The sequence below is a fragment of the Enterobacter sp. 50793107 genome (assembly GCF_001463365.1).
Classification (GTDB): Bacteria; Pseudomonadota; Gammaproteobacteria; order Enterobacterales; family Enterobacteriaceae; genus Enterobacter; species Enterobacter cloacae.
Map to the genome: position 1 here is coordinate 34,175 of NZ_LNII01000168.1, position 24,924 is coordinate 59,098.

Here is a 24,924-nt window from a genome sequence, read left to right on the forward strand (position 1 = left end):
CGAGGTAACGGGAAGATGTCAGTCGTGAGTTCCATCAGCCAATCACGCACGCAGTTGCTAACCGCATACGGTCTGTCGGGGCGAATCCTTCGTTTATAGCGAGTCAGACAGGGCATGAAAATGCTAAGATGGTTTATGAGGTATATTCAAAGTGGAGAGTCGGTATGAACGCCGATCAGGTTGGTATGCTGAATGAGCGACTGCAAACGCTACTGCCCCCAGGATGCCCTCAGGGATAAACGACACTGGATAATTTCGTTTAATATTAGTAAGATAGCCACTTAACATATCATACCTTAAAAATTATGCGTCTGGTTTTATCGTCCTTTTTTGCACTCAGTCTGTTCAGTAGCCAGGCCTTTGCTGCCCCCGAGCCAACTGAGCAGCCTGATATTCGTGACAGTGGCTTCGTCTACTGCGTCAGCGGACAGGTTGATACCTTCAACCCACAAAAAGCGGGTAGCGGCCTGATTGTGGATACTCTCGCCGCTCAGCTTTACGACCGTCTGCTTGATGTTGATCCGTACACCTACCGTCTGGTGCCGGAGCTGGCGGAAAGCTGGGAGGTGCTGGACAACGGCGCAACTTACCGTTTCCGTCTGCGTGATGACGTTGCGTTTCAGCATACGCCGTGGTTTACCCCCACGCGCAAGCTGAATGCAGACGATGTGGTCTTTACGTTCCAGCGTATCTTCAACCGCCATCACCCCTGGCATAACGTCAACGGGGGGAACTTCCCCTATTTCGACAGCCTGCAGTTTGCCGACACCGTTAAAAGCGTGCGCAAACTGGATAACCGGACGGTTGAATTTTCCCTGACGCGCCCGGATGCCTCTTTCCTCTGGCATCTGGCGACCCACTATGCGTCCGTCATGTCCGCTGAGTACGCGGCAAAGCTGAACAAGCAGGATCGTCAGGAGCTGCTTGACCGCCAGCCGGTCGGCACCGGTCCGTTCCAGCTGGCCGAATACCGCGCCGGGCAATATATTCGCCTGCAGCGCCACGAACACTTCTGGCGCGGCACGCCGCTGATGCCGCAGGTTGTGGTCGACCTCGGGTCTGGCGGTACAGGACGGCTCTCAAAGCTGCTGACCGGCGAATGTGACGTGCTGGCCTGGCCTGCCGCCAGCCAGCTCACTATTTTACGCGACGATCCGCGCCTGCGCCTGACGCTGCGCCCGGGTATGAACATTGCCTATCTCGCTTTTAACACCGATAAGCCGCCGCTGAATAACCCGGCTGTGCGTCATGCACTGGCGCTGGCCATTAACAACCAGCGGTTGATGCAGTCCATTTATTACGGCACCGCGGAAACCGCCGCCTCTATTTTACCGCGCGCCTCGTGGGCGTATGACGGTGAAGCCAAAATCACGGAATACAATCCGGCAAAAGCACGCGAACAGCTTAAAGCGTTGGGCGCTGAAAACCTGACGCTGCAGCTCTGGGTACCGACCAGCTCTCAGGCATGGAACCCTAGCCCGCTGAAAACCGCCGAGCTGCTGCAGGCTGATATGGCGCAGGTGGGTGTAAAAGTGATCATCGTTCCGGTTGAAGGGCGTTTCCAGGAAGCGCGCCTGATGGATATGAACCATGACCTCACGCTGACGGGCTGGGCGACTGACAGTAACGACCCGGACAGTTTCTTCCGTCCCTTGTTAAGCTGCGCGGCAATAAACTCACAGACCAACTACGCTCACTGGTGCAACCGCGAGTTTGACGCCGTTCTGCAAAAAGCGCTGGCGTCACAACAGCTCTCATCACGCATTGATGCCTATGATGAAGCGCAAAAGATTCTCGCTAAGGAACTGCCCGTGCTGCCGCTGGCCTCTTCCCTGCGTCTGCAGGCCTATCGTTACGATATTAAAGGCCTGGTACTGAGCCCGTTTGGCAACGCCTCCTTCGCCGGGGTCGACCGTGAAAAAGAACAAGAGGTGAAAAAACCATGATCATTTTTACCTTGCGTCGACTCCTGTTACTGCTGGTGACGCTCTTTTTACTGACCTTCGTGGGATTCAGCCTGAGCTACTTTACGCCGCACGCCCCGCTTCAGGGATCGTCGCTGTGGGATGCCTGGTTGTTCTGGTTCAACGGCCTGCTGCACTGGGATTTTGGCGTCTCCAGTATCAACGGACAGCTTATCTCTGAGCAGTTGAAAGACGTGTTCCCGGCCACGATGGAGCTCTGTATTCTGGCCTTCGGCTTTGCCCTGATGGTGGGCATTCCAGTGGGCATGCTGGCGGGGATTTATCGCAATAAATGGCAGGATAAATTTATCAGCGCCCTCGCCCTGCTCGGCTTTTCTATCCCGGTCTTCTGGCTGGCGCTGTTGCTGACGCTGTTCTTCTCTCTGACGATGGGCTGGCTGCCGGTTTCAGGCCGCTTTGACCTCCTCTACACGGTTAAATCGGTGACCGGTTTCGCCATTATTGATGCATGGCTCTCTGATTCCGTCTGGCGTCACGAAATGATCGTCAGCGCCCTGCGTCATATGGTGTTGCCGGTGCTAACGCTTGCGGTGGCGCCAACAACCGAAGTGATCCGCCTGATGCGCCTGAGCACCATGGAAGTGTTTGATCAGAACTACGTTAAAGCTGCGGCCACGCGCGGGCTCTCACGCCTGACTATCTTGCGTCGTCACGTACTGCATAACGCGCTCCCGCCGGTTATTCCGCGCCTTGGGCTGCAGTTTTCGACCATGCTGACCCTGGCGATGATCACCGAGATGGTCTTTAGCTGGCCAGGTCTGGGCCGGTGGCTCATTAACGCCATTCGTCAGCAGGATTACGCCGCCATTTCAGCAGGCGTCATGGTGATCGGTTCGCTGGTGATTATTGTTAATGTGATTTCCGATATTTTGGGTGCAATGGCCAACCCGTTGAAGCATAAGGAATGGTATGCCTTACGATAGCGTATACAGTGAAAAGCGCACGCCCGGTGCGCTACGTACCGTGTGGCGTAAATTCTATGGTGACGCCACGGCAATGATCGGTCTGTACGGCTGTGCCGGTCTGGTCTTGCTGTGCGTATTTGGATCGTGGTTTGCGCCGTACGGTATCGACCAGCAGTTCCTCGGCTATCAACTGTTGCCCCCGTCGTGGTCGCGCTATGGGGAAGTTTCCTTCTTCCTGGGCACCGACGATCTGGGCCGTGATGTGCTGAGCCGCCTGCTGAGCGGTGCCGCCCCAACGGTGGGTGGTGCGTTTGTGGTGACGCTTGCCGCCACAGTTTGCGGTCTGGCGCTGGGCATTTTTGCTGGCTCCACCCACGGTCTGCGCTCGGCGGTGCTGAATCACATTCTGGACACCCTGCTCTCTATCCCATCGCTGCTGCTGGCGATCATTGTGGTGGCCTTTGCCGGGCCGCACCTGACGCATGCCATGTTTGCCGTGTGGCTGGCAATCCTGCCCCGTATCGTTCGCTCTGTGTACAGCATGGTGCATGACGAACTGGAGAAAGAGTATGTTGTTGCTGCCCGTCTGGACGGTGCCACCACGCTGAATATTCTCTGGTTTGCCGTCCTGCCGAATATCGCAGCCGGGCTGGTCACCGAGATCACCCGCGCTCTGTCGATGGCGATACTGGATATCGCTGCGCTGGGTTTCCTCGATTTGGGTGCCCAACTGCCGTCACCGGAATGGGGCGCGATGCTGGGCGATGCGCTGGAGCTTATCTACGTCGCCCCGTGGACAGTTATGTTACCGGGTGCGGCCATTATGGTCAGCGTGTTGCTGATTAACCTGCTGGGCGACGGTATTCGCCGCGCAATTAATGCGGGGGTGCAATAATGCCGCTTCTTGATATCCGCAACCTCACCATCGAGTTTAAAACCGGTGAGGGCTGGGTTAAGGCCGTCGATCGAATCAGCATTACCCTTGCTGAAGGTGAAATTCGCGGTCTGGTGGGCGAATCCGGTTCCGGGAAAAGCCTCATCGCCAAAGCCATTTGTGGTGTAGCGAAGGACAACTGGCGCGTCACCGCCGACCGCATGCGGTTTGATGATATCGACCTGCTGCGCCTCTCCCCGCGCGAGCGTCGCAAGCTGGTGGGCCATAACGTCTCGATGATTTTCCAGGAGCCACAATCCTGCCTTGACCCGTCCGAGCGCGTAGGTAAGCAGTTGATGCAGAATATCCCCGGCTGGACCTATAAAGGCCGCTGGTGGCAGCGTTTCGGCTGGCGCAAACGCCGCGCCATTGAGCTGCTGCACCGCGTCGGGATCAAAGATCATAAAGACGCAATGCGCAGTTTCCCCTACGAACTCACCGACGGTGAATGCCAGAAAGTGATGATCGCCATCGCGCTGGCCAATCAGCCGCGCCTGTTGATTGCGGATGAACCAACAAACGCCATGGAGCCGACCACGCAGGCGCAGATATTCCGTCTGCTGACGAGGCTGAATCAGAATAACAACACCACCATTTTGCTAATCAGTCACGACCTGCAAATGCTCAGCAAATGGGCGGATAAAATTGATGTGATGTACTGTGGGCAAACGGTGGAAACCGCCCCCAGTGAAGATCTGATCACCACGCCGCACCACCCCTATACGCAGGCGCTGATTCGTGCGATCCCGGATTTTGGCAGCGCCATGCCGCACAAGAGCCGTCTGAACACGCTGCCGGGTGCGATCCCGCTTCTGGAATCATTGCCGATAGGCTGTCGTCTTGGGCCACGTTGCCCGTATGCTCAGCGTAAGTGTATTGAAACGCCGCGTCTGACGGGGGCGAAGAACCATCTTTACGCCTGTCATTTCCCGCTGAACATGGAGAGAGAGTGAAATGGTCGAAACCTTACTGGAAGTACGCAACCTGAGTAAGACCTTTCGCTACCGCACCGGGCTGTTCCATCGCCAGACCGTGGAAGCGGTGAAACCGCTGAGCTTTACGCTGCGCGAAAAGCAGACGCTGGCGATTATTGGCGAGAATGGTTCCGGCAAATCCACGCTGGCTAAGATGCTGGCGGGCATGGTTGAGCCAAGCGGCGGTGAAGTGCTGATTGACGATCATCCGCTGGCATTCGGCGATTACTCCTTCCGCAGCCAGCGCATCCGCATGATCTTCCAGGATCCCTCCACCTCGCTCAATCCGCGCCAGCGTATTTCGCAGATCCTGGATTTCCCGCTGCGGCTGAATACCGATCTGGAGCCTGACGCTCGCCGTAAACGTATCTTTGAAACCCTGCGTATGGTCGGACTGCTGCCCGATCACGAAAGTTACTATCCGCATATGCTGGCTCCGGGACAGAAGCAGCGTCTGGGGCTGGCGCGCGCCCTGATTTTGCGCCCGAAGGTGATTATTGCAGACGAAGCCCTCGCCTCACTGGATATGTCGATGCGTTCGCAGTTAATTAACCTGATGCTGGAACTGCAGGAAAAACAGGGGATCTCTTATATCTACGTCACCCAACATCTTGGCATGATGAAACACATCAGCGACCAGGTGATGGTCATGCATCAGGGGGAAGTTGTCGAGCGCGGCAGCACGGCGGATGTGCTGGCCTCCCCACTCCACGATTTAACAAAACGCCTGATTGCCGGACATTTTGGTGAAGCGCTAACTGCTGATGCATGGAGAAAGGATCGGTAACCGCCCGTCAGGCGTCTCCCGCGACAGCGAATATTTCGACTCAGAACTTCAAAGGATTAAACAGGACGTTTAATCCTTTTATTTTGCGTTGCACATCGCCATCCGCTTTATAAGCGGCTCTCCATTTTTCCTCCATCCTCCAGGCAATAAGAATCAATCCTTCTCCTTCAGAATATGCAGATATTCCGGAGGAAAGAATGAACAAAACCACATATTATTTAAAACACCTTGAGTATCTGCTCAGGAAGTGTCGGTCTTATTTAATATCAGACATTAACTTTCATCTGTCCCGTCTCAAAGCAACCCACGGCGACACATTTGATATAAAATCACCTGCCACCCTGAACGAAAAAATTTGTCATCGTCTGGTCTATGACCATAATGCGCACTATACGATGCTGGCGGATAAACTGGCTGTGCGGGAATATGTCCTGTCGAGAACGCAACGTCTAAAAATCGTTCCATTGATTGACGTATACCGTCGCGTTGAGCACATCGACATGACGAAACTGCCGCATAAATTTGTGTTAAAGTGCAACCATGACAGTGGAAGCGCGATCATATGCACAAACAAAGCTGAATTTGACCTTAAAAAATCGCAAAACAAGCTTCGGCTGGCATTAAAGAGAAATTTATATTACACCACACGGGAATGGCAATATAAAAACATCCCTCCTGTTATTCTGTGCGAGAAGTATATCGATCTCTTTAATGACACGGACAAAAACACAACACCCGAGATGTTGAGGATTCATTGTTTCCACGGTGTCGCGCAGTTTATGGAAGCTGATTTCACTGATGAAAACGGCAATGGTTTTATCAACGTTTACGATCGCCACTGGCAGTTGCAGCCTTTCCAGATGGAATATCCCAACACTCCGCAGGACATACCCAAGCCCGCCTCTTATCAGGAAGCGCTGCTGGCGGCGCAAGAGCTGGCCCTGGGGATTGACTATTGCCGTGTCGATCTCATGCTCACCCGGGACGAGATCTACTTCAGTGAGATAACGTTAAGCCCGAAACGGGGCAAACTGGCTATCACGCCGCCGGAATGGGATGCCAGGTTAGGTGAAATGTGGCAAATGACGCCCGTCGCAAACAGGCTCATTTGAGCCTGTACGCAGTTACGACGCGTTCGGCCATGTTAATTTGAAGAGGGAGTGGTTTTGCTTCGTCAATACATAGGTGACATCGCCACCGTGCGCAGACATGATGGCTTTGACCACCGACAGCCCTAAACCACACCCTTCAGGATTCAATTGTCTGGCCCCTTTATCCCGCTGAAAGGGCTGGAAGAGAAAATCATGAAATTCGCGCGGAATGCCCGGCCCTTCGTCCTGAATCAGAATGTAATTTTCTCTGCCAAACACGCCATTTTTTACGATGAGTTTACGTGATGTCGAATAATGCAGCGCATTGTCGAACAGCACGGTTAAGCACTGATTAATACGTAGCGGATCGCAGAGACACCGCTGGGCTTTAAGTTCGGTACGAAGAGTAAATTGCTTACGCTCAAACTCGGGTCTGAAGGTTTCCAGCGCCGTTTCGAGGGTTTCCTTCAGATCGATTTCACTCTTGTATAACGTATAACCGGCACCGCCGTCTGAGCTGACAACCCGGAGATCTTCTATTAGCCGCGCCAACCCTTCGGTTTGTTTAAGCAGGTTATTAAACAGAACGGGTTCCGGCGTAAAAACACCGTCGACGAGCCCCTGAAGCCGCCCGCGTAAAATCGTGACGGGCGTTCTCAACTCATGCGCAATCGCCGCATTCCAGGATTTACGTTGACTGTCCAGCGTCTGTAATTTTTCAGCCATTTCGTTGAAGTCGTTGACGAGATGATTTATCTCGCCAAGCCGGGAACTGGCGCACCAGGCCCTGGCATCCAGCTCGCCCTGCGAGATGCGTTTCAGGCTTGTGGCTACCGCGTTTAACGGCGTGAGGATGCGCGATGACAGCTTTACGGTTAAAAAGAGGGAAATCATCACACTGATTGCAGAGACCGTCACGATCCACACCCAGTCCCACATCGTCATATTTTCATCGTTACCGGCCGCTACGCCGCCCGGAAGGTAATCGAGTACGAAGCTGTAAAACAGCCAGGACCCCAGGATAGCGATGGCGATAATCATCAACGCCAGCGTTAACATGTAGGTCAGAATCTGGCGGCTCAGAACAGATTCTCTGCTCATTTCTTTTCTCCCAGCCGGTAGCCCATTCCTCTAATGCTTTCTGGCACACCATGAAGACCTGCAAGCTCCAGTTTTTTACGCAGCTTGCTCATGTGGCTGTCGACCGTTCTGTCTAAGGTATCGCCTTCCGGCAGGCAGGCGTTAAGTAATTCCTCACGGGAGCAGACCTTTCTTGGGTTCCTGACCAGGTAAGTCAGCAATTTAAATTCTGTGGTGGTTAATACCGGGCAAACCACCTCTTCCCCCACCGTAACTTCTATATAGAAATCATCCGGGTAGACCGTGACGAAGGGCGTCCTGAGCGGCATTGCAGCCACCTGTTGAACGTGAGCCTTCGTCCTGCGCAGTACGGCTTCGACTCGCGCGACAACTTCAGAGGGATTGAAAGGCTTGATCACATAGTCATCAGCGCCCAGGCGCAATCCCATCAGCTTATCAACATCCTGATCGAGGGCGGTGACCATAATAACAGGCACCGTACTCTCCCGGCGCAGCGTGGTAAGAACGCTCCAGCCATCAAATACCGGCAACTGGATATCCAGCAAAATGAGATCCGGTTTATGCAGACGCGTCAGGTTTATCGCCTGCTCACCGTCAGTTGCCCTTAACGTTTTCATCCCAGCCCGCTGCAGGTAGCTCATCAGTATATCGGCGATTTCATCTTCATCTTCGGCGACAAGGATTAAATTATTTTTGTACATTTTATCTCCACAGGAACTGAAAGCGTCTCTATTATGTTGAGAAAATACGCTATACGTCATTTTATAAAAGTCTAAGACCCACGCACGACAAAAAAGTGCCGTTGCGCGACGACTTTTTATAAACATTTTTGCCACAACCGAACCCCCTTAGCTTATTGTCTCCACACTCCCTCCACATTTCGGAAATAAATACTCCATATACAGACGTAATCTTTTTATTCAGAAAAAAAAGCGACCAAAGAGAATAAACCGTTGAACTTCTCTCACGCACCCCGGTCTATCAATTGCTTTCATTAATACCCGAAGACACTCACCATGAATATTAATAGATATGTCTCACCTGCTAACATTGGCACGTCATGTTTGTTTCTTATTGTATCGTGGGGATTATTGCATCTTTGGATGATCCTGATACATGAAGTCGATGAAAAAGTGGCGGCAACCATTATCTCCTCACCTGTTATTTATGGTTGTATCGCAGCGACATCGTTTTTTCTTGCGATTCAACATAAAGGAGGCGGATTGACGGAACTCCTTGTCATGGCCCTGTGCCTGGCATTGATTTTTATCTACCTGATCATCATTTTCAGTATTTTGTTAAACATCGCACCTGATATTGCCGATCTGGTGTTTTACTGCGAATGTTTTCTCATTATATTTTTTGTTGGCTCACCCATTTATCTCATGTTAAGGATGATTTAAGTTTACTGTCTCCATATAACCTCCACAAATCGCACATCAGTACTAAACATGCGCTGTATAAAGTAACGGTTAATGGATAAATTCCTGACGGAATTCCCCTGCTCTCTGGCATTAATAACTCGAAAAATATGGTCCTTAAAAATACTCATCGTCCTCCGGTCGTTTCCGGGGTTGTTGGCTCGCTCAAGGCACTTGCCGTGCGGCACAGCAAGAAGCTGTTTATTACCTTCTTTCTGGTTATTGCCGAAAATGTGACCTTTTTACTCTATCCCGTACTTGCGGGGATCGCGATAAATGCCATTCTCGCCGGGGATACCGTGAGCGCTGCACTGTATGGGCTAATGGTCCTGTTTATCTGGTGCATTGGTGCCGCCAGGCGCAGCGTGGACACGCGCACCTTCGCACGGATTTACGCCGGGCTTGCGGTCTCTGTGGTGCTGGCTCAGCGGAAATATCAGCTTAATCATTCGACAATCGCGGCGAGAGTTACCTTATCGCGTGAGTTCGTGGATTTCTTTGAAATGCATCTGCCCATGCTCATTACCTCAATGAGTTCGCTTTTTGGTGCAGCCATTATGCTGCTGATCATTGAATTCTGGGCTGGCATCGTCTGCGCCATCATCGTCTTAATCCTGATGGGATTTGTTTCCGGTTTCACCCATAAGAATGAATTGCTGTTCAGACGCCTCAATAACCGCCTCGAGAAAGAGGTGGATTATGTACATAAAGCGGGCTCTGCGACCCTTAAACGTCATTATTCTACGCTTGCACACTTGCGTATTGCGCTCTCTGACCGCGAAGCGTGGGGATATTTACTGATTGGTTCGCTGATTGCCCTGCTTTTTACGCTGACCATTATCCTGATGACCCACTCGACGGGTATTACGGCGGGTCATATTTACTCCGTGATGACCTATATGTGGATGTTTGCGACAAGCCTGGATGACGCCCCGCAACTCCTTGAGAAATTTTCACAGCTCAGAGACATCGGTAAACGGGTATCGACCGATGACGAGGCACTGCACCCGTAATGCGTTTCACTGTTAGTTGACTGGAAGTAATCCTCATGCCGCAATTTTTTATTGATCGTCCTGTTTTCGCCTGGGTCGTCGCACTTTTTATTGTTTTGACGGGCGTGTTGTCTATTCCCCGGCTGCCGGTTGCGCAATATCCGGCCGTTGCACCGCCGGGTATTATCATTACTGTCTCGTATCCCGGTGCCAGCCCTGATGTAATGAATACATCGGTCGTCTCTCTTATCGAACGTGAAATATCCGGCGTGGATAATTTGCTCTATTTTGAATCCTCGAGTGACACCACCGGTTCAGCCTCAATTACGGTGACGTTTAAGCCAGGCACAGATATTAAACTGGCGCAGATGGATCTCCAGAATCAGATAAAAATTGTCGAGCCGCGTCTGCCTCAGTCGGTCCGGCAAAACGGCATTAACGTCGAGGCGGCGAACGCCGGTTTTCTGATGATGGTGGGGTTAAAATCCACCTCCGGGAAATTTCAGCAAGCGGATTTGAGCGATTATTTTGCCAGAAATATTAGCGATGAGCTTCGCCGCGTGCCGGGGGTTGGCAAAGTCCAGCTTTTTGGTGGTGAGAAAGCGCTACGTATCTGGCTCGATCCGATGAAGCTTCACAGCTATGGGCTGTCGGTGAGCGATGTACTTACGGCAGTCAGCCAGCAGAACACCATTGTTTCCCCCGGCAGAACGGGCGATGAACCGGCAACAGAAGGCCAGGGAGTGACTTATCCGATTACGGTTAAAGGACAACTTTCTTCGGTCGAGGCATTTCGCCATATTACCCTTAAATCCGATACCACAGGGGCCCGCCTGCAGTTGTCGGACGTTGCCCGCATTGAATCCGGCCTGCAAAGCTATGCGTACGGTATTCGCGAAAACGGCGTCCCGGCGACGGCAGCCGCAATCCAGCTGTCGCCGGGAGCGAATGCCATCAGTACCGCCTCAGGCGTGCGGGCGCGCATTGATGAGCTCTCTCACGTGCTTCCGGAGGGAATGAGCTTCACCGTCCCTTTTGATACGGCACCCTTCGTAAAGCTTTCAATTATGAAGGTGGTACAGACGTTTGTTGAAGCGATGGTGCTGGTGTTTCTGGTCATGCTGCTTTTTCTGCACAAGATACGCTGCACGCTTATTCCGGCGATTGTCGCCCCCGTGGCGCTCCTGGGCACCTTTACGATCATGCTGCTCAGCGGTTATTCCATCAACATCCTGACCATGTTCGGCATGGTGCTGGCAATCGGTATTATCGTTGATGATGCCATCGTCGTGGTTGAAAACGTCGAAAGAGTGATGGAAGAAAAAGCGCTTTCACCGCGCGAAGCCACGCGGCAGGCCATGCAGGAAATCACCCCTGCCATCGCGGGTATCACGCTTGTGCTCACGGCGGTGTTTATCCCGATGGGCTTTGCTGAGGGATCGGTGGGGATCATCTATCGACAATTCTGTATTTCAATGGCCATTTCCATTTTGTTATCGGCCTTTCTGGCACTGACGCTGACACCCGCGCTTTGTGCCACGTTACTCAAGCCCCATGAGGCGAACAAGAGAGGCGCCGGGAAATTTGCGACCTGGTTTAACGCGCATTTTCACGCCCTCACGGCGGTATATGCCTCCAGCCTGGGCGCCGTATTAAAACGAACGGGCCGCATGCTGCTGCTGTATGTTGCCCTCTGCGCTGCCCTGTTTGCTGGCCTGTCGTCTTTGCCCTCCTCGTTTCTGCCGGATGAAGATCAGGGCTACTTTATGTCATCCCTGCAACTGCCGTCTGATGCAACCATGCAGCGTACCCTTAAAGTGGTTGAAAAATTTGAAGAGGAAATTGCATCGCGACCGGCGATTGAGAGCAACATTATGATCCTGGGCTTTGGCTTTTCAGGTTCTGGCCCCAACTCGGCCATGGCCTTTACCACGCTTAAGGACTGGAAAAACCGACAAGGGATCACCGCCCAGGATGAAGCAAACGCTATCCAGTCGCGCATGGAGAGTGTTTCTGATGCCGTGACGATGAGCCTGCTCCCTCCGGCGATTTCGGATATGGGGACCTCATCCGGATTTACTTACTATCTGCAGGACCGGGCAGGACTGGGATATCAGGCTCTAAAAAAGGCTGCGGATGACCTTGTTCAGCAGGCAAATCAACGGCCTGAACTGAATGATGTCTACATAGATGGCCTGCCGGATGGCACCAGCCTGGCAATTCAGATCGACCGGGAAAAAGCCGAGTCCATGGGCGTCTCGTTTGACGAAATTAATCAAACCTTGTCTGTGACCACGGGCTCCAGTTACGTTAATGACTATACCAATAACGGCCGCGTTCAACAGGTGATTGTTCAGGCCGATGCGCCCTACCGCATGCAGCCCGAACAATTGTTAGCCTTATCGGTAAAAAATCGGACGGGACAGATGGTGCCGGTCTCTACGTTTGCCACCCTTTCATGGAACGTTGCGCCCCAGCAGTTGAACCGCTATCAGGGTTATCCTGCGATACGCATTACAGGAAGTGCCGCCTCGGGTGAATCCAGCGGTACGGCAATGAAAGCCATGGAAGCGCTGGCAAGAGAGATGCCTGCGGGTATCGCAGGGGAATGGGCCGGGAGTTCATCGCAGGAGAAAGCGTCTGAGTCACAGCTTCCCGGCCTTATTGTGCTGTCGATCCTCGTTGTGTTTATGGTTCTTGCCGCGCTCTATGAGAGCTGGTCTATACCCTTCGCGGTTATGCTGGTCGTGCCATTGGGTCTTATTGGCGCGGTAGCGGCCGTACACATTACCGGCATGACAAATGATGTTTTCTTCAAGGTGGGGATGATCACCCTGATCGGGCTGTCTGCAAAAAACGCCATTCTGATTGTCGAGTTTGCCAGGCAGCTGCAGCGGGAGGGGGAAACAATCGTGACAGCAACGCTACAGGCTGCCCGGCAACGCTTGCGACCTGTTCTGATGACCTCACTGGCCTTTACGCTAGGGGTTGTCCCGTTAATGTTGGCCCGTGGCGCAAGTGACAGCACGCAGCATGCCATTGGCACCGGGGTTTTCGGCGGTATGATTAGCGGTACATTTCTCGCCATTTTCTTCGTCCCGGTTTTCTTTATTGTCGTCGCGCGTTTCATCGAGCAGGCCAAGAAAAGGTGAAACGCTTTACGGGATCACGCTTCGACGCTGGTTGGATGAGGTGAACCTGACGCCGGGTGATATACTGGACGAATGCCGAAATTTTCACAGCCGCGTTTCCCATATCAGCCCCTTACGCGCGTTCATTCCCGGGAGATTCGCGAGAAATAGCGTGACACAAGGGGCAGTGAGTGGGCTATAATTTCGAGCTGATTTCGAATAATTTTGAAATACTGCCTGTAACACTATGAATTACAAGGCAAAATAAGCAATGAATATAAGGATTAAAGCTATGGGTTTTCTTTCCGGTAAGCGCATTCTGGTAACCGGTGTTGCCAGCAAACTGTCCATCGCATACGGCATCGCACAGGCAATGCATCGCGAAGGCGCTGAGCTGGCGTTCACCTACCAGAACGACAAGCTGAAAGGCCGTGTTGAAGAATTTGCCGCGCAGCTGGGTTCCAGCATTGTTCTGGAATGTGACGTTGCACAAGATGAAAGCATCGATGGCATGTTTGCTGAACTGGCAAAATCGTGGGATAAATTCGACGGTTTCGTTCACTCCATCGGCTTCGCACCTGGCGACCAGCTGGACGGTGACTACGTGAACGCGGTAACCCGCGATGGCTTTAAAATCGCTCACGACATCAGCTCTTACAGCTTTGTTGCGATGGCGAAATCTTGCCGTGCCATGCTGAACCCGGGCTCCGCCCTGCTGACCCTGTCCTACCTGGGCGCAGAGCGCGCAATCCCTAACTACAACGTGATGGGTCTGGCTAAAGCGTCTCTGGAAGCAAACGTCCGCTACATGGCGAACGCAATGGGCCCTGAAGGCGTGCGCGTTAACGCCATCTCTGCAGGTCCAATCCGCACCCTGGCGGCTTCCGGTATCAAAGATTTCCGTAAAATGCTGGCACACTGCGAAGCGGTTACCCCGATTCGTCGTACCGTTACCATTGAAGATGTGGGTAACTCTGCAGCATTCCTGTGCTCTGACCTTTCCGCGGGTATCTCCGGCGAAGTGGTTCACGTTGACGGCGGCTTCAACATCGCTGCAATGAACGAGCTGGAAATTAAATAAGTTTGTGACTCTCTTCCCGCCCGGGAAGAGAGTTTTTCCCGGCCCGCCCTCTCTCGTTATTCCGTTCTGCTATTTGTTATCACCTAACAATATTTTTCCCCTCATCCGCCTTACGCCAGGATATTGATCGCCATTTTGAGATCAAGGAACGCCCATGGAACAACGCCGTTTTTCCGGCAAAGGCCACTGGTACCACGAAACCCAGTCAAACCACGCGCAGACGGATGTCCTGCCTCTGGTGCCCGAAGCCGCTAACGTCGACGATCGTTTTTTGCTCGATTTAGCCTTACCGGATGAGATTGTTACTGCCTGTGCTGGCTGGCTTACTCCTGCCCGGGCGTTATGTCACCGGTTGTTTCCACTCGATATCGCCGTCAATCGTCTGCATACGCTGAGTGCCTACGACAGGCTGAGCACCGCGCTGACGGTGGCGCAGGCCTGCGGGGTTCAAAGGCTCTGTAACCACTACGCCGCCCTTCTCGCCCCCCTTCCCGGCCCGGACTCCTCTCGCGAAAGTAACCGCCGTCTGGCGCAGATCACGCAGTATGCCCGCCAGCTTGCCAGCTCACCGGATGTCATTGATGATAAAGCGCAGAACCAGCTTGATGAGGTGGGTCTGACAACGTATGACATTGTGCTCATCAGCCAGATTATTGGCTTCATCGGTTTTCAGGCCCGCGCGGTAGCAGTATTTCAGGCTCTACTGGGTTACCCCGTACGCTGGCTGCCGGGACACCATATTCAACCGCACACGCTGCCCGCCAGGCCCGGTGCCTGGATCGCTCTACTGCCTGTCGTGGAACTGCGCTATGCCAGTGCGCATCAACTTGAGTCGCTTTCACGCTGGCAAGCCGAGCCCGCCCTTCAGGCGCTGACGCCTGTGCTCTGCCACGAACCCACGTTGCTCGATCTGACAGGAGAAATCCTGAACCATTGCCGCAATGAAGACCGGGCCGCGTCGCCAGCGCTCTTAGCGGCCGTGGAGTTGTTGACACGTTCACCGGACCGTTTCAGTGCAGCACAGTTTAACCCGCTCACGGAGGAAGGTCTTCCCGCTGGCCGGGCGATTGCACTGCTTACGCGAAGCGCGTTAGACGGCTGGCTGGAGCGTTTGAAAGTTGCGCTTGGCAAAGCGGAATAACCATACTATTTACCCAAAGAGCGCTTGCTGTGGCAGTGAGAATCGCGTAAAACTGTCAGCCGCTCAATGGCTACGAAAATAGAACATTATGTTTCAGGACAACCCGCTGCTAGCGCAGCTTAAACAGCAACTGCATTCCCAGACGCCGCGTGCAGAAGGGGTCGTAAAAGCCACGGAAAAAGGCTTTGGTTTCCTTGAAGTCGACGCGCAGAAAAGCTACTTCATTCCGCCACCGCAGATGAAGAAAGTGATGCACGGCGACCGCGTCATGGCGGTTATTCATACCGAAAAAGAGCGTGAATCTGCCGAGCCGGAAGAACTGATCGAGCCGTTTCTGACCCGTTTTGTGGGCAAGGTGCAGAGAAAAGACGATCGTCTCTCCATCGTGCCGGATCATCCTCTGCTGAAAGACGCCATCCCCTGCCGTGCCGCTCGCGGCGTTGAGCATGATTTTAAAGAAGGTGACTGGGCCGTTGCCGAAATGCGCCGTCATCCACTGAAAGGCGATCGCGGTTTCTATGCGGAACTGACCCAGTTCATCACGTTCGGTGATGACCATTTTGTACCGTGGTGGGTTACGCTTGCGCGCCATAATCTTGAGAAAGAAGCCCCGAACGGCGTCGCCACCGAGATGCAGGACGAAGGTCTTGAGCGTCGCGATCTGACTGCCCTGGAGTTTGTTACTATCGACAGCGCCAGTACGCAAGATATGGATGATGCGCTGTACGCTGAAGAACATGCCGACGGCAAACTGCTGTTAACCGTGGCCATTGCCGATCCTACCGCCTGGATTGCCGAAGGCAGCAAGCTGGACGATATCGCGAAAATCCGTGCGTTCACCAACTATCTGCCGGGCTTTAACATCCCGATGCTGCCTCGTGAACTCTCCGACGATCTCTGTTCGCTGCGGCCGAACGAAGTGCGTCCGGTGCTCGCCTGCCGCATGACCATTGCTGCGGACGGCACAATTGAAGACGATATCGAATTCTTCGCGGCCACCATTGAATCTAAAGCCAAGCTGGCTTACGACGACGTCTCTGACTGGCTGGAGAACACGGGCAGCTGGGAACCGGCCTCTGAGGCCATTGCCGCACAGATTCGTCTGCTGCACCGCATCTGTCTGAGCCGCAGCGAGTGGCGTCAAACCCATGCGCTGGTGTTCAAGGATCGTCCGGACTATCGCTTCGTTCTGGGCGAAAAAGGTGAAGTGCTGGATATCGTGGCCGAACCACGACGCATTGCGAACCGCATCGTCGAAGAAGCGATGATTTCCGCCAATATTTGTGCCGCACGCGTGCTGCGCGACAAGCTGGGCTTCGGCATTTATAACGTTCATACTGGGTTTGATCCGGCGAACACCGAAGCGCTGGCCGCCTTACTGAAGAACCATGATGTGCATGTTGACCCGGAAGAAGTGCTGACCTTGCAGGGCTTCTGCAAGCTGCGCCGCGAGCTGGACGCACAGCCTTCTGGTTTCCTCGACAGCCGTATTCGTCGCTTCCAGTCCTTTGCCGAGATCAGCACTGAGCCTGGCCCACACTTCGGCCTCGGTCTTGAAGCCTACGCCACCTGGACATCTCCAATTCGTAAGTATGGCGATATGGTTAACCATCGCCTGCTGAAAGCGATCATTAAGGGCGAATCAATTGCGCGTCCTCAGGATGACACGACCCTGCAGATGGCAGATCGTCGGCGCCTGAACCGCATGGCGGAACGTGACGTAGGTGACTGGCTGTACGCCCGCTTCCTGCAGGACAAAGCCGGCACAGACACTCGCTTCGCTGCAGAAATCATTGATATCAGCCGTGGGGGGATGCGCGTACGTCTGGTGGATAACGGGGCGGTGGCCTTTATCCCTGCGCCGTTCCTGCATACCGTTCGCGATGAACTGGTCTGTAGCCAGGAAAACGGGACTGTGCAAATCAAAGGTGAAACGGTTTACAAGGTCACCGACGTGATTGACGTAACTATCGCCGAAGTCCGCATGGAAACCCGCAGCATCATCGCGCGCCCTGCCGCCTGATAAGCTGTTCAATTGTCGGCCCTTTCCTTGCCGGACGGGCCGACAATTTTTTCTTTTACGCCACGCTGCAAATTCTTCATTTTTTCTTACTATTTTCAGACTTCCCCCGCCCAAATTCGCCAGAATTATCTACAGTAAAAGAGTGCCGTTATATTCGGTTACGTGAATTTTTATTTGCCAAGTATCCTTTTTTACCTGACTCGTTTTATTATAAGAAACCCGGGAAAAAACAATAAGTTCACATCGGTCTGGCCGTGGTTTCACCTCGAAAAAGCCGATTGCAACTGAATAAATTGTGCGCTAACAGGTAGCTGCAGGAGAAAACATGATGGACGATCTGGAGCAGAATTTGCTGTTTCGTTACATGGGAACTCACAGCCCCTGGTGGCGACTGACAGCGGATAGCAATGCTCTGCACCTTTCCACCAGCGAAAATGCCGATGTCACTCAGGTGGTGGCGCTGGATGATGAACAGGCCGAACTTATTCGCCAGTTAACCGTCATTACGTCCAGTATCTCTATGACGCTCTCGTTGTACGGTGAAGATGTTCCTGTTCACCTTGTCGGACGCAAAATAACCCGTAATGAGTGGGCCGGAACAGCCTCTGCGTGGAACGATACGCCTTCCGTAGCCCGGGACCTGGCTCAGGGGCTGTCCTTTGCGGAACAAGTGGTTTCGGAAGCCAACTCCGTTATCGTAATCCTCGATCAGAACGGCAATATTCAGCGGTTTAACCGCCTGAGCGAGGAGTACACCGGCCTGAAAGAACAAGAAGTTATCGGCCAGAACGTGTTCAAGCTGTTTATGAGCCGCAGTGAAGCGGCAGCCTCTAAGCGCAACATCACCGGCTTCTTTCGCAACGGCAGCTCTTACGAAGTCGAGCGCTGGATCAAAACGCGAAAAGGACAACGGTTGTTTCTGTTCAGAAACAAATTTGTCCACAGCGGCAGCGGTAAAAATGAAATTTTTCTTATCTGTTCCGGCACCGATATTACGGAGGAGCGCCGCGCCCAGGAGCGCCTGCGGGTGCTGGCCAATACCGACACCATCACCGGGTTGCCGAACCGCAACGCGATCCACGAACTGATTTCAGATGCCATCGACAGCCGCGGTGAGACGCAGGTTGGCGTGGTGTATCTCGATCTCGATAACTTCAAAAAGGTGAACGACGCCTACGGGCACATGTTTGGCGATCAGTTATTACAGGCGGTCGCACTGGCCATTCTGAGCTGTCTGGAAGAAGGCCAGGTGCTGGCGCGACTCGGCGGCGATGAATTTATTGTCATGGCCACCAATACCTCTCAGGGTTCTCTGGAAGCGATGGCATCACGCATTCTGACCCGTCTGCGCCAGCCGTTCAGAATTGGTTTGATTGAAATTTATACCGGTTGCTCGTTAGGTATTGCCCTCGCCCCGCAGCACGGTAACGATCGGGAAAGCGTCATCCGCAATGCCGATACCGCCATGTACACCGCAAAAGAGAATGGCCGGGGTAAGTTCTGCGTCTTCTCGCCGGAAATGAACCAGCGCGTTTTTGAGTATCTCTGGCTGGATACCAACCTGCGCAAAGCGCTGGATAACGATCAACTGCTGATCCACTACCAGCCTAAAGTCACCTGGCGCGGTGAAGTCAGAAGCCTTGAAGCGCTGGTGCGCTGGCAATCACCAGAACGCGGGTTGATTCCTCCGCTGGAGTTTATCTCGTATGCTGAGGAGTCAGGGCTGATTGTGCCGCTTGGCCGCTGGGTCATGCTTGATGTGGTTCGCCAGGTGGCGAAATGGCGCGACAAAGGCATTAACCTGCGCGTGGCGGTGAACGTCTCGGCCCGTCAGCTGGCAGATCAAACCATTTTCAGCGACTTAAAACAGGCCCTGAAGGATCTGGATTTTGAATACTGCCCTATCGACGTAGAGTTAACAGAAAGCTGCCTCATTGAAAACGAAGAGCTGGCGCTGTCGGTGATCCAGCAGTTCAGCCAGCTTGGTGCGCAAATCCATCTGGACGATTTTGGTACCGGCTACTCGTCTTTGTCGCAGCTGGCACGCTTCCCCATCGATGCGATAAAACTCGATCAGTCATTTGTCCGGGATATTCATAAACAGTCTATTTCCCAGTCGCTGGTGCGGGCCATCGTCGCGGTGGCGCAGGCGCTTAATTTGCAGGTCATTGCCGAAGGTGTGGAGAACGCAAAAGAAGACGCCTTTCTGACTAAGAACGGCGTCAACGAACGGCAGGGTTTTCTCTTTGCTAAGCCCATGCCCGCTGCCGCATTCGAGCGATGGCTAAAGCGATATCAGGCGCGTAAACAGCACTAACTGGCTTTGCGTAAACCCGCCGCATGATGGCGGTTTTGCAGCATGACCAGACGCTCCATATAGGCGATATCTTTTGGTTCAAGGCAGAACGCGGCGTCAACCCAATCTTCCGTGATATCCATCAGCTCACTGCGAGGCAGCTGCAGCACGCGGGTACGGGCACGTAACATCGCCTTTACGCCGTTCATCTTCGGCCGCAGCGTGTCAATGAACGTTCTGACGGAGACGTAACTTTGCCCGGGTTCGAACAGGACATCCACTAACCCATGCTGTTCATACCATTCTGCCGTATGAGACTCCCCTTTGTAGATGAGCTCCTCCGCCAGCTTCATACCTGAGCGGCGAGCAACCAGCGAGTACCCCCCCATGCCGGGGAAAAGGTTGAAGGCGATCTCAGGGAAGCCTAAGCGGGCATCGCGCTGGGACAGCACAAAGTGGTGCGCCAGCGCGGCTTCGAATCCGCCCCCTAACGCACTGCCTTCGACCATCGCCAGGGTAATAGCCCCCGTATCAAACCCCCGTGACGCCGCATGAACGCAGTCCACGCAGGCACGGGCATAGGCTCTTAACGCTTCGCGGCGTCCGTTTTGGATACATTCGACAAAGAACTGTAAATCACCTCCCGCATTGTACATCTCGGGTACCAGCGAACCGGTAACCCAAAAATCGACCGCAAACCCGGACTGGCGAACAAGCCAGGAGAGGTTCATGATCTCTTCGATTAACGCATGGTTGAAACAAGGTCGTGGCTGCGCCCGCAACATCATCCAGACTGTGCGGCGCTCCTCCTCGTAATACCCGGACAACTGAGTGAAACGTTCAGTATCGGTAAACAGTGTGCAGGTAGTCTGATTGATAACTGTCATAGTCTAATTCCTCATATAAAAAAGCGCCTTGCGCGCAGTTTTAGACTAATCCACTCATTCATCACGCTGCATGCGGGGGAATAAATTTATTACTTTCATTTATGTAATTTAGTTATTGCATTTTTTCCCTTCTCTTTTGAATCCATTTTCTGCATCATTGAAAATATTAACTTTTCGTACCCGGGATGAGATTATGTCTAACATTGATGCGCAGGCCGTAGCCCAACGAATTGATACCGTGCTGGATATACTGGTGGCGGGCGATTATCACTCTGCGATCCGTAACCTTGAGATCCTGAAGTCTGAACTTCTGGCTCAGAATGGCGCCGAAACCGCGTCAGAAAACAGACAGCCAAAAGCCCCGTGGGAAGTTTAACCACGCCCTATCCGCCCTCGTTTCGCTTTATTAAATGGATGCTATGAATTCCCGACAACAAATCATTTTGCAGATGGTCATCGATCAGGGGCGCGTGAGCGTCGTCGATCTCGCTAAAACGACAGGCGTTTCTGAAGTCACCATCCGTCAGGATCTGAATCTACTCGAAAAACAGAGCTACCTGCGTCGTGCGCATGGGTATGCGGTCCCGCTGGACAGCGAGGACGTCGAAACCCGCATGATGAATAACTATGCCCTCAAACGTGAGCTGGCTGAGTTTGCCGCGTCCTTAGTGAACAATGGCGAAACGGTCTTTATTGAGAACGGCAGTAGCAACGCCCTGCTGGCCCGCACCCTGGCCGAGCAAAAAGACATCACCATCATTACCGTCAGTAGCTATATCGCTCACTTGTTGAAGGAGACACGCTGCGAGGTCATCCTGCTGGGCGGTATCTATCAGAAAAAAAGTGAGAGCATGGTCGGCCCGCTGACGCGTCAGTACGTGCAGCAGGTGCATTTCAGCAAGGCCTTCATCGGTATTGACGGCTGGCAGCCAGAAACCGGCTTTACCGGCCGGGATATGATGCGTTCAGACGTTGTGAACGCGGTACTGGAAAAAGAGTGTGACGCAATCGTGCTGACCGACAGTTCAAAATTTGGCGCGGTCCATCCCTATATGATGGGGCCAATATCCCGGTTCAGCCGCGTAATTACCGATGACCGTCTGAGCGAAGCGCATCGGAATAAACTCCAGGAAGACGGACTTATCGTCGACATTATTAAAAAACCCGCCTGATACCGCGAGCGCCTGAATTTCAGGCGCCTCTTAACCTCTCTCTGAGAGGAATCCTAACCCCCCTTTAAGAGTTTTTACCTGTTTAACTGACCCTGAAGACGTAAAATTAATGTTAGCGATATAACAGGAAGTGACTATCACCTGCGTGATGACGTAACACCTGCGCGACCAGCTTTCACGGAGAACAGAATTTAAGTATTCGTTTAGTCTATACTTAAAGCGTGCATCTTTCCGTGAATCGATAATTCAGGAGAAAGTATTATGACCTTAACCAGCAAAAAATTAGCCGCCGCTGTTCTGGCAATCACTGTAGCAATGTCCCTGAGCGCATGCTCTAACTGGTCTAAACGTGACCGTAACACCGCTATTGGTGCCGGTGCTGGTGCACTGGGTGGTGCAGTATTAACAGACGGTAGTACGCTGGGTACATTAGGTGGTGCTGCTGTTGGTGGTATTATCGGTCACCAGGTCGGCAAATAATTATTATACGCCCTGATGGGCATCGCGATATTTATCGCATTTCAGGTCTGACTTACGCACGTATAAAACAAGAGCCACGGTAAATACCGTGGCTCATTTATTTTAGCCGCCCGCCAGTTTTACTTTCATCCCTTTGGCTTCGAGATGCGATTTAATGACATCGCGTTTATCACCCTGGATTTCGATTATCCCGTCTTTGACGGCACCGCCGCAGCCACATTTCTTTTTCAGTTCAGCCGCCAGTTTCGCCAGTTCTGCATCATCCAGATCGATACCCGTGATAAGGCAAACACCCTTACCTTTACGCCCGCTGGTCTGGCGCTGGATACGGACAATACCGTCGCCTTTCGGGCGCTCTGCTTTCGCTTTCGGTTCATCAATGCGCCCGGTTTCGGTTGAATAGACCAGACGGCTGTTTGAGTCGGTCATTACGCCCCCTTTTTCAGTGATGCGTTGATCGCCTTAAGCGTCTCTGCCGGATTGGCAGATTGTGTCACCGGACGGCCGATGACCATGTAATCCACGCCTGCCGCCAGCGCCTGCTCAGGGGTCATAATACGGCGCTGATCGCCAGCCTCGCTGCCCGCTGGGCGAATACCCGGCGTGACCAGTTTGAAATTCTGGCCCAGCTCCGTTTTGAAACGCACCGCTTCCTGCGCGGAACAGACAACACCGTCCAGGCCGCAATTCTGCGTCAGCCGCGCAAGACGTTCTGCATGTTCAGCCGGTGACAACGTCACACCGAGGTCACGCAGGTCATTTTCGTCCATGCTGGTCAGCACCGTTACCGCAATCAACAAGGGGGCGTCGCTGCCAAACGGCAGAAGCGCTTCACGCGCGGCTGTCATCATTCTCGCCCCACCCGATGCATGCACGTTAACCATCCATACACCCAACTCGGCAGCCGCGGCAACGGCGTGCGCCGTGGTGTTTGGAATATCATGGAATTTGAGGTCGAGGAAAACGTCAAAACCGCGCTGTTGCAGATCGCGTACGATTTGTGGTCCAAATAACGTAAACATCTCTTTGCCCACTTTAAGGCGACAGTCGCGAGGATCAATACCGTCGACAAAAGCCAGAGCAGCGTCACGTTTATTGTAATCAAGAGCAACAACAACAGGAGAATCAGTAACTACGCGGTAAGTGGAGGAAGTAACAGACGTCATGACCAGCCCTTTTCGTCTATGGGCGCGCAGCGGCGCGGAACAGATAAACGGCGTGCATTCTACCTGCCAGCGCCACAAATTGACAGGATCGTTTTATTCCCTGTCAGGCTGGCAAACCGCACGATGCTGAACGGGATTATAAAAGTGATAAGTATGTTGTAACTAAAGTGAGGTGTTTTAAAAAAATTACTGTCCATCGAGACCGCGAATGGGCTTGATGGTTGACCAGGCCCGGCACGAAGGACAGTGCCAGTACAGCGTATACGCGGTAAAACCACACTTCTGACAGCGGTAGCGCGGCTTGCTACGCACCTGTTCGCCCACCATGTCACGCAGCACCATCAGGCTCTCTTTAGCACGCCCTTCTTCTGCATCGTTCAGGTGGTAATCCATCAGCTTATGGAAAACCCGCATGGTAGGATGACGCTGCAGCTGACGCGTAATATAAACCTGCGCCGTGTCGCTGCCCTCATGCTGCTCCACTACGTCGGAAAGCATCAGCTCCGCAGTGGCTCCGGTGTTCTCTTCCACGCAGCGGCGCAGGAACGCTACCCACTCATCCTGTTTACCCAGCTGTTGATAACAGGTCTGCAGCATTTCAAGGGTTTCACTGACCAGCTCTTTGTCCTGATCAATGACGCGCAGCAGGCTTTCAACGGCTTTGGCATAGTCGCCACTCGCCATAAACACGCGCCCCATCATGATGGAAATACGCGCGCTGTTGCGGTCTGCGGCGGCCCCTTTTTTCAGCAACGCCATGGCTTTGTCCATGTCGTCGTTCCCCATCTGCTGCAGGGCCAGTTCGCAGTAAAAATGGGCTATCTCGACGCGCTGTTTGTCTTTACCCAGCTTGACCAGACGTTCAGCGGTATCAATGGCTTTCTGCCAGTCGCTGGTGGCCTGGTAAATCTGCAGCAGCTGCTGCAGCGCGCCTATGCGGAAATCTGTTTCATCCACCAGTTGCGAGAACATGTCTTCCGCACGTTCATACAACCCCGCCGCCATGTAATCGCGGCCCAGCTGTTGTACTGCCAGCAGACGCTGATCGTAAGTTAACGAGGCGCTTTCCATGAGGGTCTGGTGAATACGAATGGCACGGTCAACCTCGCCACGCGAGCGGAACAGGTTGCCCAGGGTCAGGTGTGCTTCAACGGTCCCTGTGTCCTCTTTTAACATGTCGAGGAACAGGTCGACCGCTTTGTCCTGTTGATTGCTCAGGAGGAAGTTCACCCCTGCAACGTAGTCGCGGGAGAGTCGGTTCGCCTCATCCTGTTTTGTTTGTTGCGCACTTCTGCGGCCCATATACCAGCCATAGGCAGCGGCTACAGGCAAAAGCAGAAACAACAACTCCAGCATA

The 24,924-nt window shown here is 53.2% G+C and carries 22 protein-coding genes and 1 pseudogene; 17 read left to right on the forward strand and 6 right to left on the reverse strand.

Translation table 11 applies throughout. From position 1 onward, the window contains the following. Nucleotides 1-65: 65 nt before the first annotated feature. The 7 genes and pseudogenes from APU11_RS29060 to APU11_RS24340 form a co-directional block, all read left to right on the forward strand. Nucleotides 66-239, forward strand: a pseudogene (locus APU11_RS29060) (site-specific integrase); the annotation flags it as partial. A gap of 66 nt (nt 240-305) precedes the next feature. Beyond that, nucleotides 306-1,946 (forward strand): ABC transporter substrate-binding protein SapA, encoded by a 1,641-nt coding sequence (gene sapA, locus APU11_RS24315; RefSeq protein WP_038419595.1) that lies wholly within the window; start codon nt 306-308, stop codon nt 1,944-1,946. Beyond that, on the forward strand, nt 1,943-2,908 hold the full coding sequence (gene sapB / locus APU11_RS24320; protein WP_013096396.1) for a putrescine export ABC transporter permease SapB: 966 nt from the start codon (nt 1,943-1,945) through the stop codon (nt 2,906-2,908). Before sapA ends, sapB begins: the two co-directional genes overlap by 4 nt. Next, the gene (sapC, locus tag APU11_RS24325; RefSeq protein WP_058651260.1) at nt 2,895-3,785 is read left to right on the forward strand and encodes a putrescine export ABC transporter permease SapC; all 891 of its coding nucleotides are present in this window, start codon (nt 2,895-2,897) and stop codon (nt 3,783-3,785) included. The genes sapB and sapC overlap by 14 nt, the downstream gene beginning before the upstream one ends. Beyond that, complete coding sequence (gene sapD / locus APU11_RS24330) at nt 3,785-4,777, forward strand: peptide ABC transporter ATP-binding protein SapD (RefSeq protein WP_013096394.1); 993 nt, start codon at nt 3,785-3,787, stop codon at nt 4,775-4,777. Before sapC ends, sapD begins: the two co-directional genes overlap by 1 nt. A gap of 1 nt (nt 4,778) precedes the next feature. After that, nucleotides 4,779-5,585 (forward strand): putrescine export ABC transporter ATP-binding protein SapF, encoded by an 807-nt coding sequence (sapF, locus tag APU11_RS24335; protein ID WP_013096393.1) that lies wholly within the window; start codon nt 4,779-4,781, stop codon nt 5,583-5,585. A gap of 197 nt (nt 5,586-5,782) precedes the next feature. After that, nucleotides 5,783-6,697, forward strand: coding sequence for an ATP-grasp fold amidoligase family protein (locus APU11_RS24340; protein ID WP_045294282.1), 915 nt, complete (start codon nt 5,783-5,785; stop codon nt 6,695-6,697). Between the two features lie 12 nt (nt 6,698-6,709). On the opposite strand, the gene APU11_RS24345 is transcribed toward APU11_RS24340, so the two are convergent. Beyond that, nucleotides 6,710-7,777: an ATP-binding protein gene (locus tag APU11_RS24345; RefSeq protein WP_029883563.1), complete on the reverse strand. Its 1,068-nt coding sequence runs from the start codon at nt 7,775-7,777 to the stop codon at nt 6,710-6,712. Further along, nucleotides 7,774-8,478: a response regulator gene (locus APU11_RS24350; protein ID WP_058651259.1), complete on the reverse strand. Its 705-nt coding sequence runs from the start codon at nt 8,476-8,478 to the stop codon at nt 7,774-7,776. The genes APU11_RS24345 and APU11_RS24350 overlap by 4 nt, the downstream gene beginning before the upstream one ends. Nucleotides 8,479-8,793: 315 nt before the next feature. On the opposite strand from APU11_RS24350, the gene APU11_RS24355 reads away from it, so the two are divergent. From APU11_RS24355 to pdeR, 7 genes are all read left to right on the forward strand, one after another. Beyond that, complete coding sequence (locus tag APU11_RS24355) at nt 8,794-9,180, forward strand: hypothetical protein (RefSeq protein ID WP_044158342.1); 387 nt, start codon at nt 8,794-8,796, stop codon at nt 9,178-9,180. Nucleotides 9,181-9,308: 128 nt separating this feature from the next. Next, a complete protein-coding gene (locus APU11_RS24360) occupies nt 9,309-10,211 on the forward strand; it encodes an ABC transporter six-transmembrane domain-containing protein (RefSeq protein WP_058651258.1) in 903 nt (300 codons plus the stop codon). A 35-nt stretch (nt 10,212-10,246) separates the two neighbouring features. Next, nucleotides 10,247-13,342 carry a multidrug efflux RND transporter permease subunit gene (locus tag APU11_RS24365; protein ID WP_058651257.1) on the forward strand — a complete coding sequence of 1,032 codons (3,096 nt, stop codon included), beginning with the start codon at nt 10,247-10,249 and terminating at the stop codon, nt 13,340-13,342. A 271-nt stretch (nt 13,343-13,613) separates the two neighbouring features. Further along, complete coding sequence (gene fabI, locus APU11_RS24370; protein WP_013096384.1) at nt 13,614-14,402, forward strand: enoyl-ACP reductase FabI; 789 nt, start codon at nt 13,614-13,616, stop codon at nt 14,400-14,402. A 154-nt stretch (nt 14,403-14,556) separates the two neighbouring features. Next, nucleotides 14,557-15,543 carry a hypothetical protein gene (locus tag APU11_RS24375; RefSeq protein ID WP_058651256.1) on the forward strand — a complete coding sequence of 329 codons (987 nt, stop codon included), beginning with the start codon at nt 14,557-14,559 and terminating at the stop codon, nt 15,541-15,543. Between the two features lie 88 nt (nt 15,544-15,631). Further along, nucleotides 15,632-17,566, forward strand: a complete 1,935-nt coding sequence (locus APU11_RS24380) for an exoribonuclease II (RefSeq protein WP_058651255.1) — start codon at nt 15,632-15,634, stop codon at nt 17,564-17,566. 325 nt (nt 17,567-17,891) lie between these two features. Next, complete coding sequence (gene pdeR, locus APU11_RS24385) at nt 17,892-19,883, forward strand: cyclic di-GMP phosphodiesterase (protein WP_013096381.1); 1,992 nt, start codon at nt 17,892-17,894, stop codon at nt 19,881-19,883. Here the strand turns inward: pdeR and APU11_RS24390 are convergent. Beyond that, entirely contained in the window at nt 19,880-20,749 is an 870-nt protein-coding gene (locus APU11_RS24390; RefSeq protein WP_020690947.1) for a crotonase/enoyl-CoA hydratase family protein, read from the reverse strand. The two genes, pdeR and APU11_RS24390, sit on opposite strands and share 4 nt — an antisense overlap. Nucleotides 20,750-20,942: 193 nt before the next feature. Here APU11_RS24390 and APU11_RS24395 point away from each other — a divergent pair, with 193 nt between their 5' ends. From APU11_RS24395 to osmB, 3 genes are all read left to right on the forward strand, one after another. Continuing rightward, nucleotides 20,943-21,125, forward strand: a complete 183-nt coding sequence (locus tag APU11_RS24395; RefSeq protein WP_020690946.1) for a hypothetical protein — start codon at nt 20,943-20,945, stop codon at nt 21,123-21,125. A gap of 43 nt (nt 21,126-21,168) precedes the next feature. Beyond that, nucleotides 21,169-21,921 carry a DNA-binding transcriptional regulator YciT gene (locus tag APU11_RS24400; RefSeq protein ID WP_038985428.1) on the forward strand — a complete coding sequence of 251 codons (753 nt, stop codon included), beginning with the start codon at nt 21,169-21,171 and terminating at the stop codon, nt 21,919-21,921. 261 nt (nt 21,922-22,182) lie between these two features. After that, the gene (gene osmB, locus APU11_RS24405) at nt 22,183-22,401 is read left to right on the forward strand and encodes an osmotically-inducible lipoprotein OsmB (RefSeq protein ID WP_008501216.1); all 219 of its coding nucleotides are present in this window, start codon (nt 22,183-22,185) and stop codon (nt 22,399-22,401) included. Between the two features lie 102 nt (nt 22,402-22,503). On the opposite strand, the gene yciH is transcribed toward osmB, so the two are convergent. The 3 genes from yciH to lapB form a co-directional block, all read right to left on the reverse strand. Continuing rightward, nucleotides 22,504-22,830 (reverse strand): stress response translation initiation inhibitor YciH, encoded by a 327-nt coding sequence (yciH, locus tag APU11_RS24410; RefSeq protein WP_013096377.1) that lies wholly within the window; start codon nt 22,828-22,830, stop codon nt 22,504-22,506. Next, complete coding sequence (gene pyrF / locus APU11_RS24415; RefSeq protein ID WP_058651313.1) at nt 22,830-23,567, reverse strand: orotidine-5'-phosphate decarboxylase; 738 nt, start codon at nt 23,565-23,567, stop codon at nt 22,830-22,832. The genes yciH and pyrF overlap by 1 nt, the downstream gene beginning before the upstream one ends. A gap of 186 nt (nt 23,568-23,753) precedes the next feature. Then, complete coding sequence (lapB, locus tag APU11_RS24420) at nt 23,754-24,923, reverse strand: lipopolysaccharide assembly protein LapB (RefSeq protein ID WP_060578734.1); 1,170 nt, start codon at nt 24,921-24,923, stop codon at nt 23,754-23,756. Nucleotide 24,924: the final 1 nt, after the last annotated feature.

Excerpts from the sequence above, each read along its gene's own strand:
- sapA (WP_038419595.1), top strand. The coding sequence starts at position 306 with ATGCGTCTGGTTTTATCGTCCTTTTTTGCACTCAGTCTGTTCAGTAGC.
- sapB (WP_013096396.1), top strand. The coding sequence starts at position 1,943 with ATGATCATTTTTACCTTGCGTCGACTCCTGTTACTGCTGGTGACGCTC.
- sapC (WP_058651260.1), top strand. The coding sequence starts at position 2,895 with ATGCCTTACGATAGCGTATACAGTGAAAAGCGCACGCCCGGTGCGCTA.
- sapD (WP_013096394.1), top strand. The coding sequence starts at position 3,785 with ATGCCGCTTCTTGATATCCGCAACCTCACCATCGAGTTTAAAACCGGT.
- sapF (WP_013096393.1), top strand. The coding sequence starts at position 4,779 with ATGGTCGAAACCTTACTGGAAGTACGCAACCTGAGTAAGACCTTTCGC.
- APU11_RS24340 (WP_045294282.1), top strand. The coding sequence starts at position 5,783 with ATGAACAAAACCACATATTATTTAAAACACCTTGAGTATCTGCTCAGG.
- APU11_RS24345 (WP_029883563.1), bottom strand. The coding sequence starts at position 7,777 with ATGAGCAGAGAATCTGTTCTGAGCCGCCAGATTCTGACCTACATGTTA.
- APU11_RS24350 (WP_058651259.1), bottom strand. The coding sequence starts at position 8,478 with ATGTACAAAAATAATTTAATCCTTGTCGCCGAAGATGAAGATGAAATC.
- APU11_RS24355 (WP_044158342.1), top strand. The coding sequence starts at position 8,794 with ATGAATATTAATAGATATGTCTCACCTGCTAACATTGGCACGTCATGT.
- APU11_RS24360 (WP_058651258.1), top strand. The coding sequence starts at position 9,309 with ATGGTCCTTAAAAATACTCATCGTCCTCCGGTCGTTTCCGGGGTTGTT.
- APU11_RS24365 (WP_058651257.1), top strand. The coding sequence starts at position 10,247 with ATGCCGCAATTTTTTATTGATCGTCCTGTTTTCGCCTGGGTCGTCGCA.
- fabI (WP_013096384.1), top strand. The coding sequence starts at position 13,614 with ATGGGTTTTCTTTCCGGTAAGCGCATTCTGGTAACCGGTGTTGCCAGC.
- APU11_RS24375 (WP_058651256.1), top strand. The coding sequence starts at position 14,557 with ATGGAACAACGCCGTTTTTCCGGCAAAGGCCACTGGTACCACGAAACC.
- APU11_RS24380 (WP_058651255.1), top strand. The coding sequence starts at position 15,632 with ATGTTTCAGGACAACCCGCTGCTAGCGCAGCTTAAACAGCAACTGCAT.
- pdeR (WP_013096381.1), top strand. The coding sequence starts at position 17,892 with ATGATGGACGATCTGGAGCAGAATTTGCTGTTTCGTTACATGGGAACT.
- APU11_RS24390 (WP_020690947.1), bottom strand. The coding sequence starts at position 20,749 with ATGACAGTTATCAATCAGACTACCTGCACACTGTTTACCGATACTGAA.
- APU11_RS24395 (WP_020690946.1), top strand. The coding sequence starts at position 20,943 with ATGTCTAACATTGATGCGCAGGCCGTAGCCCAACGAATTGATACCGTG.
- APU11_RS24400 (WP_038985428.1), top strand. The coding sequence starts at position 21,169 with ATGAATTCCCGACAACAAATCATTTTGCAGATGGTCATCGATCAGGGG.
- osmB (WP_008501216.1), top strand. The coding sequence starts at position 22,183 with ATGACCTTAACCAGCAAAAAATTAGCCGCCGCTGTTCTGGCAATCACT.
- yciH (WP_013096377.1), bottom strand. The coding sequence starts at position 22,830 with ATGACCGACTCAAACAGCCGTCTGGTCTATTCAACCGAAACCGGGCGC.
- pyrF (WP_058651313.1), bottom strand. The coding sequence starts at position 23,567 with ATGACGTCTGTTACTTCCTCCACTTACCGCGTAGTTACTGATTCTCCT.
- lapB (WP_060578734.1), bottom strand. The coding sequence starts at position 24,923 with ATGCTGGAGTTGTTGTTTCTGCTTTTGCCTGTAGCCGCTGCCTATGGC.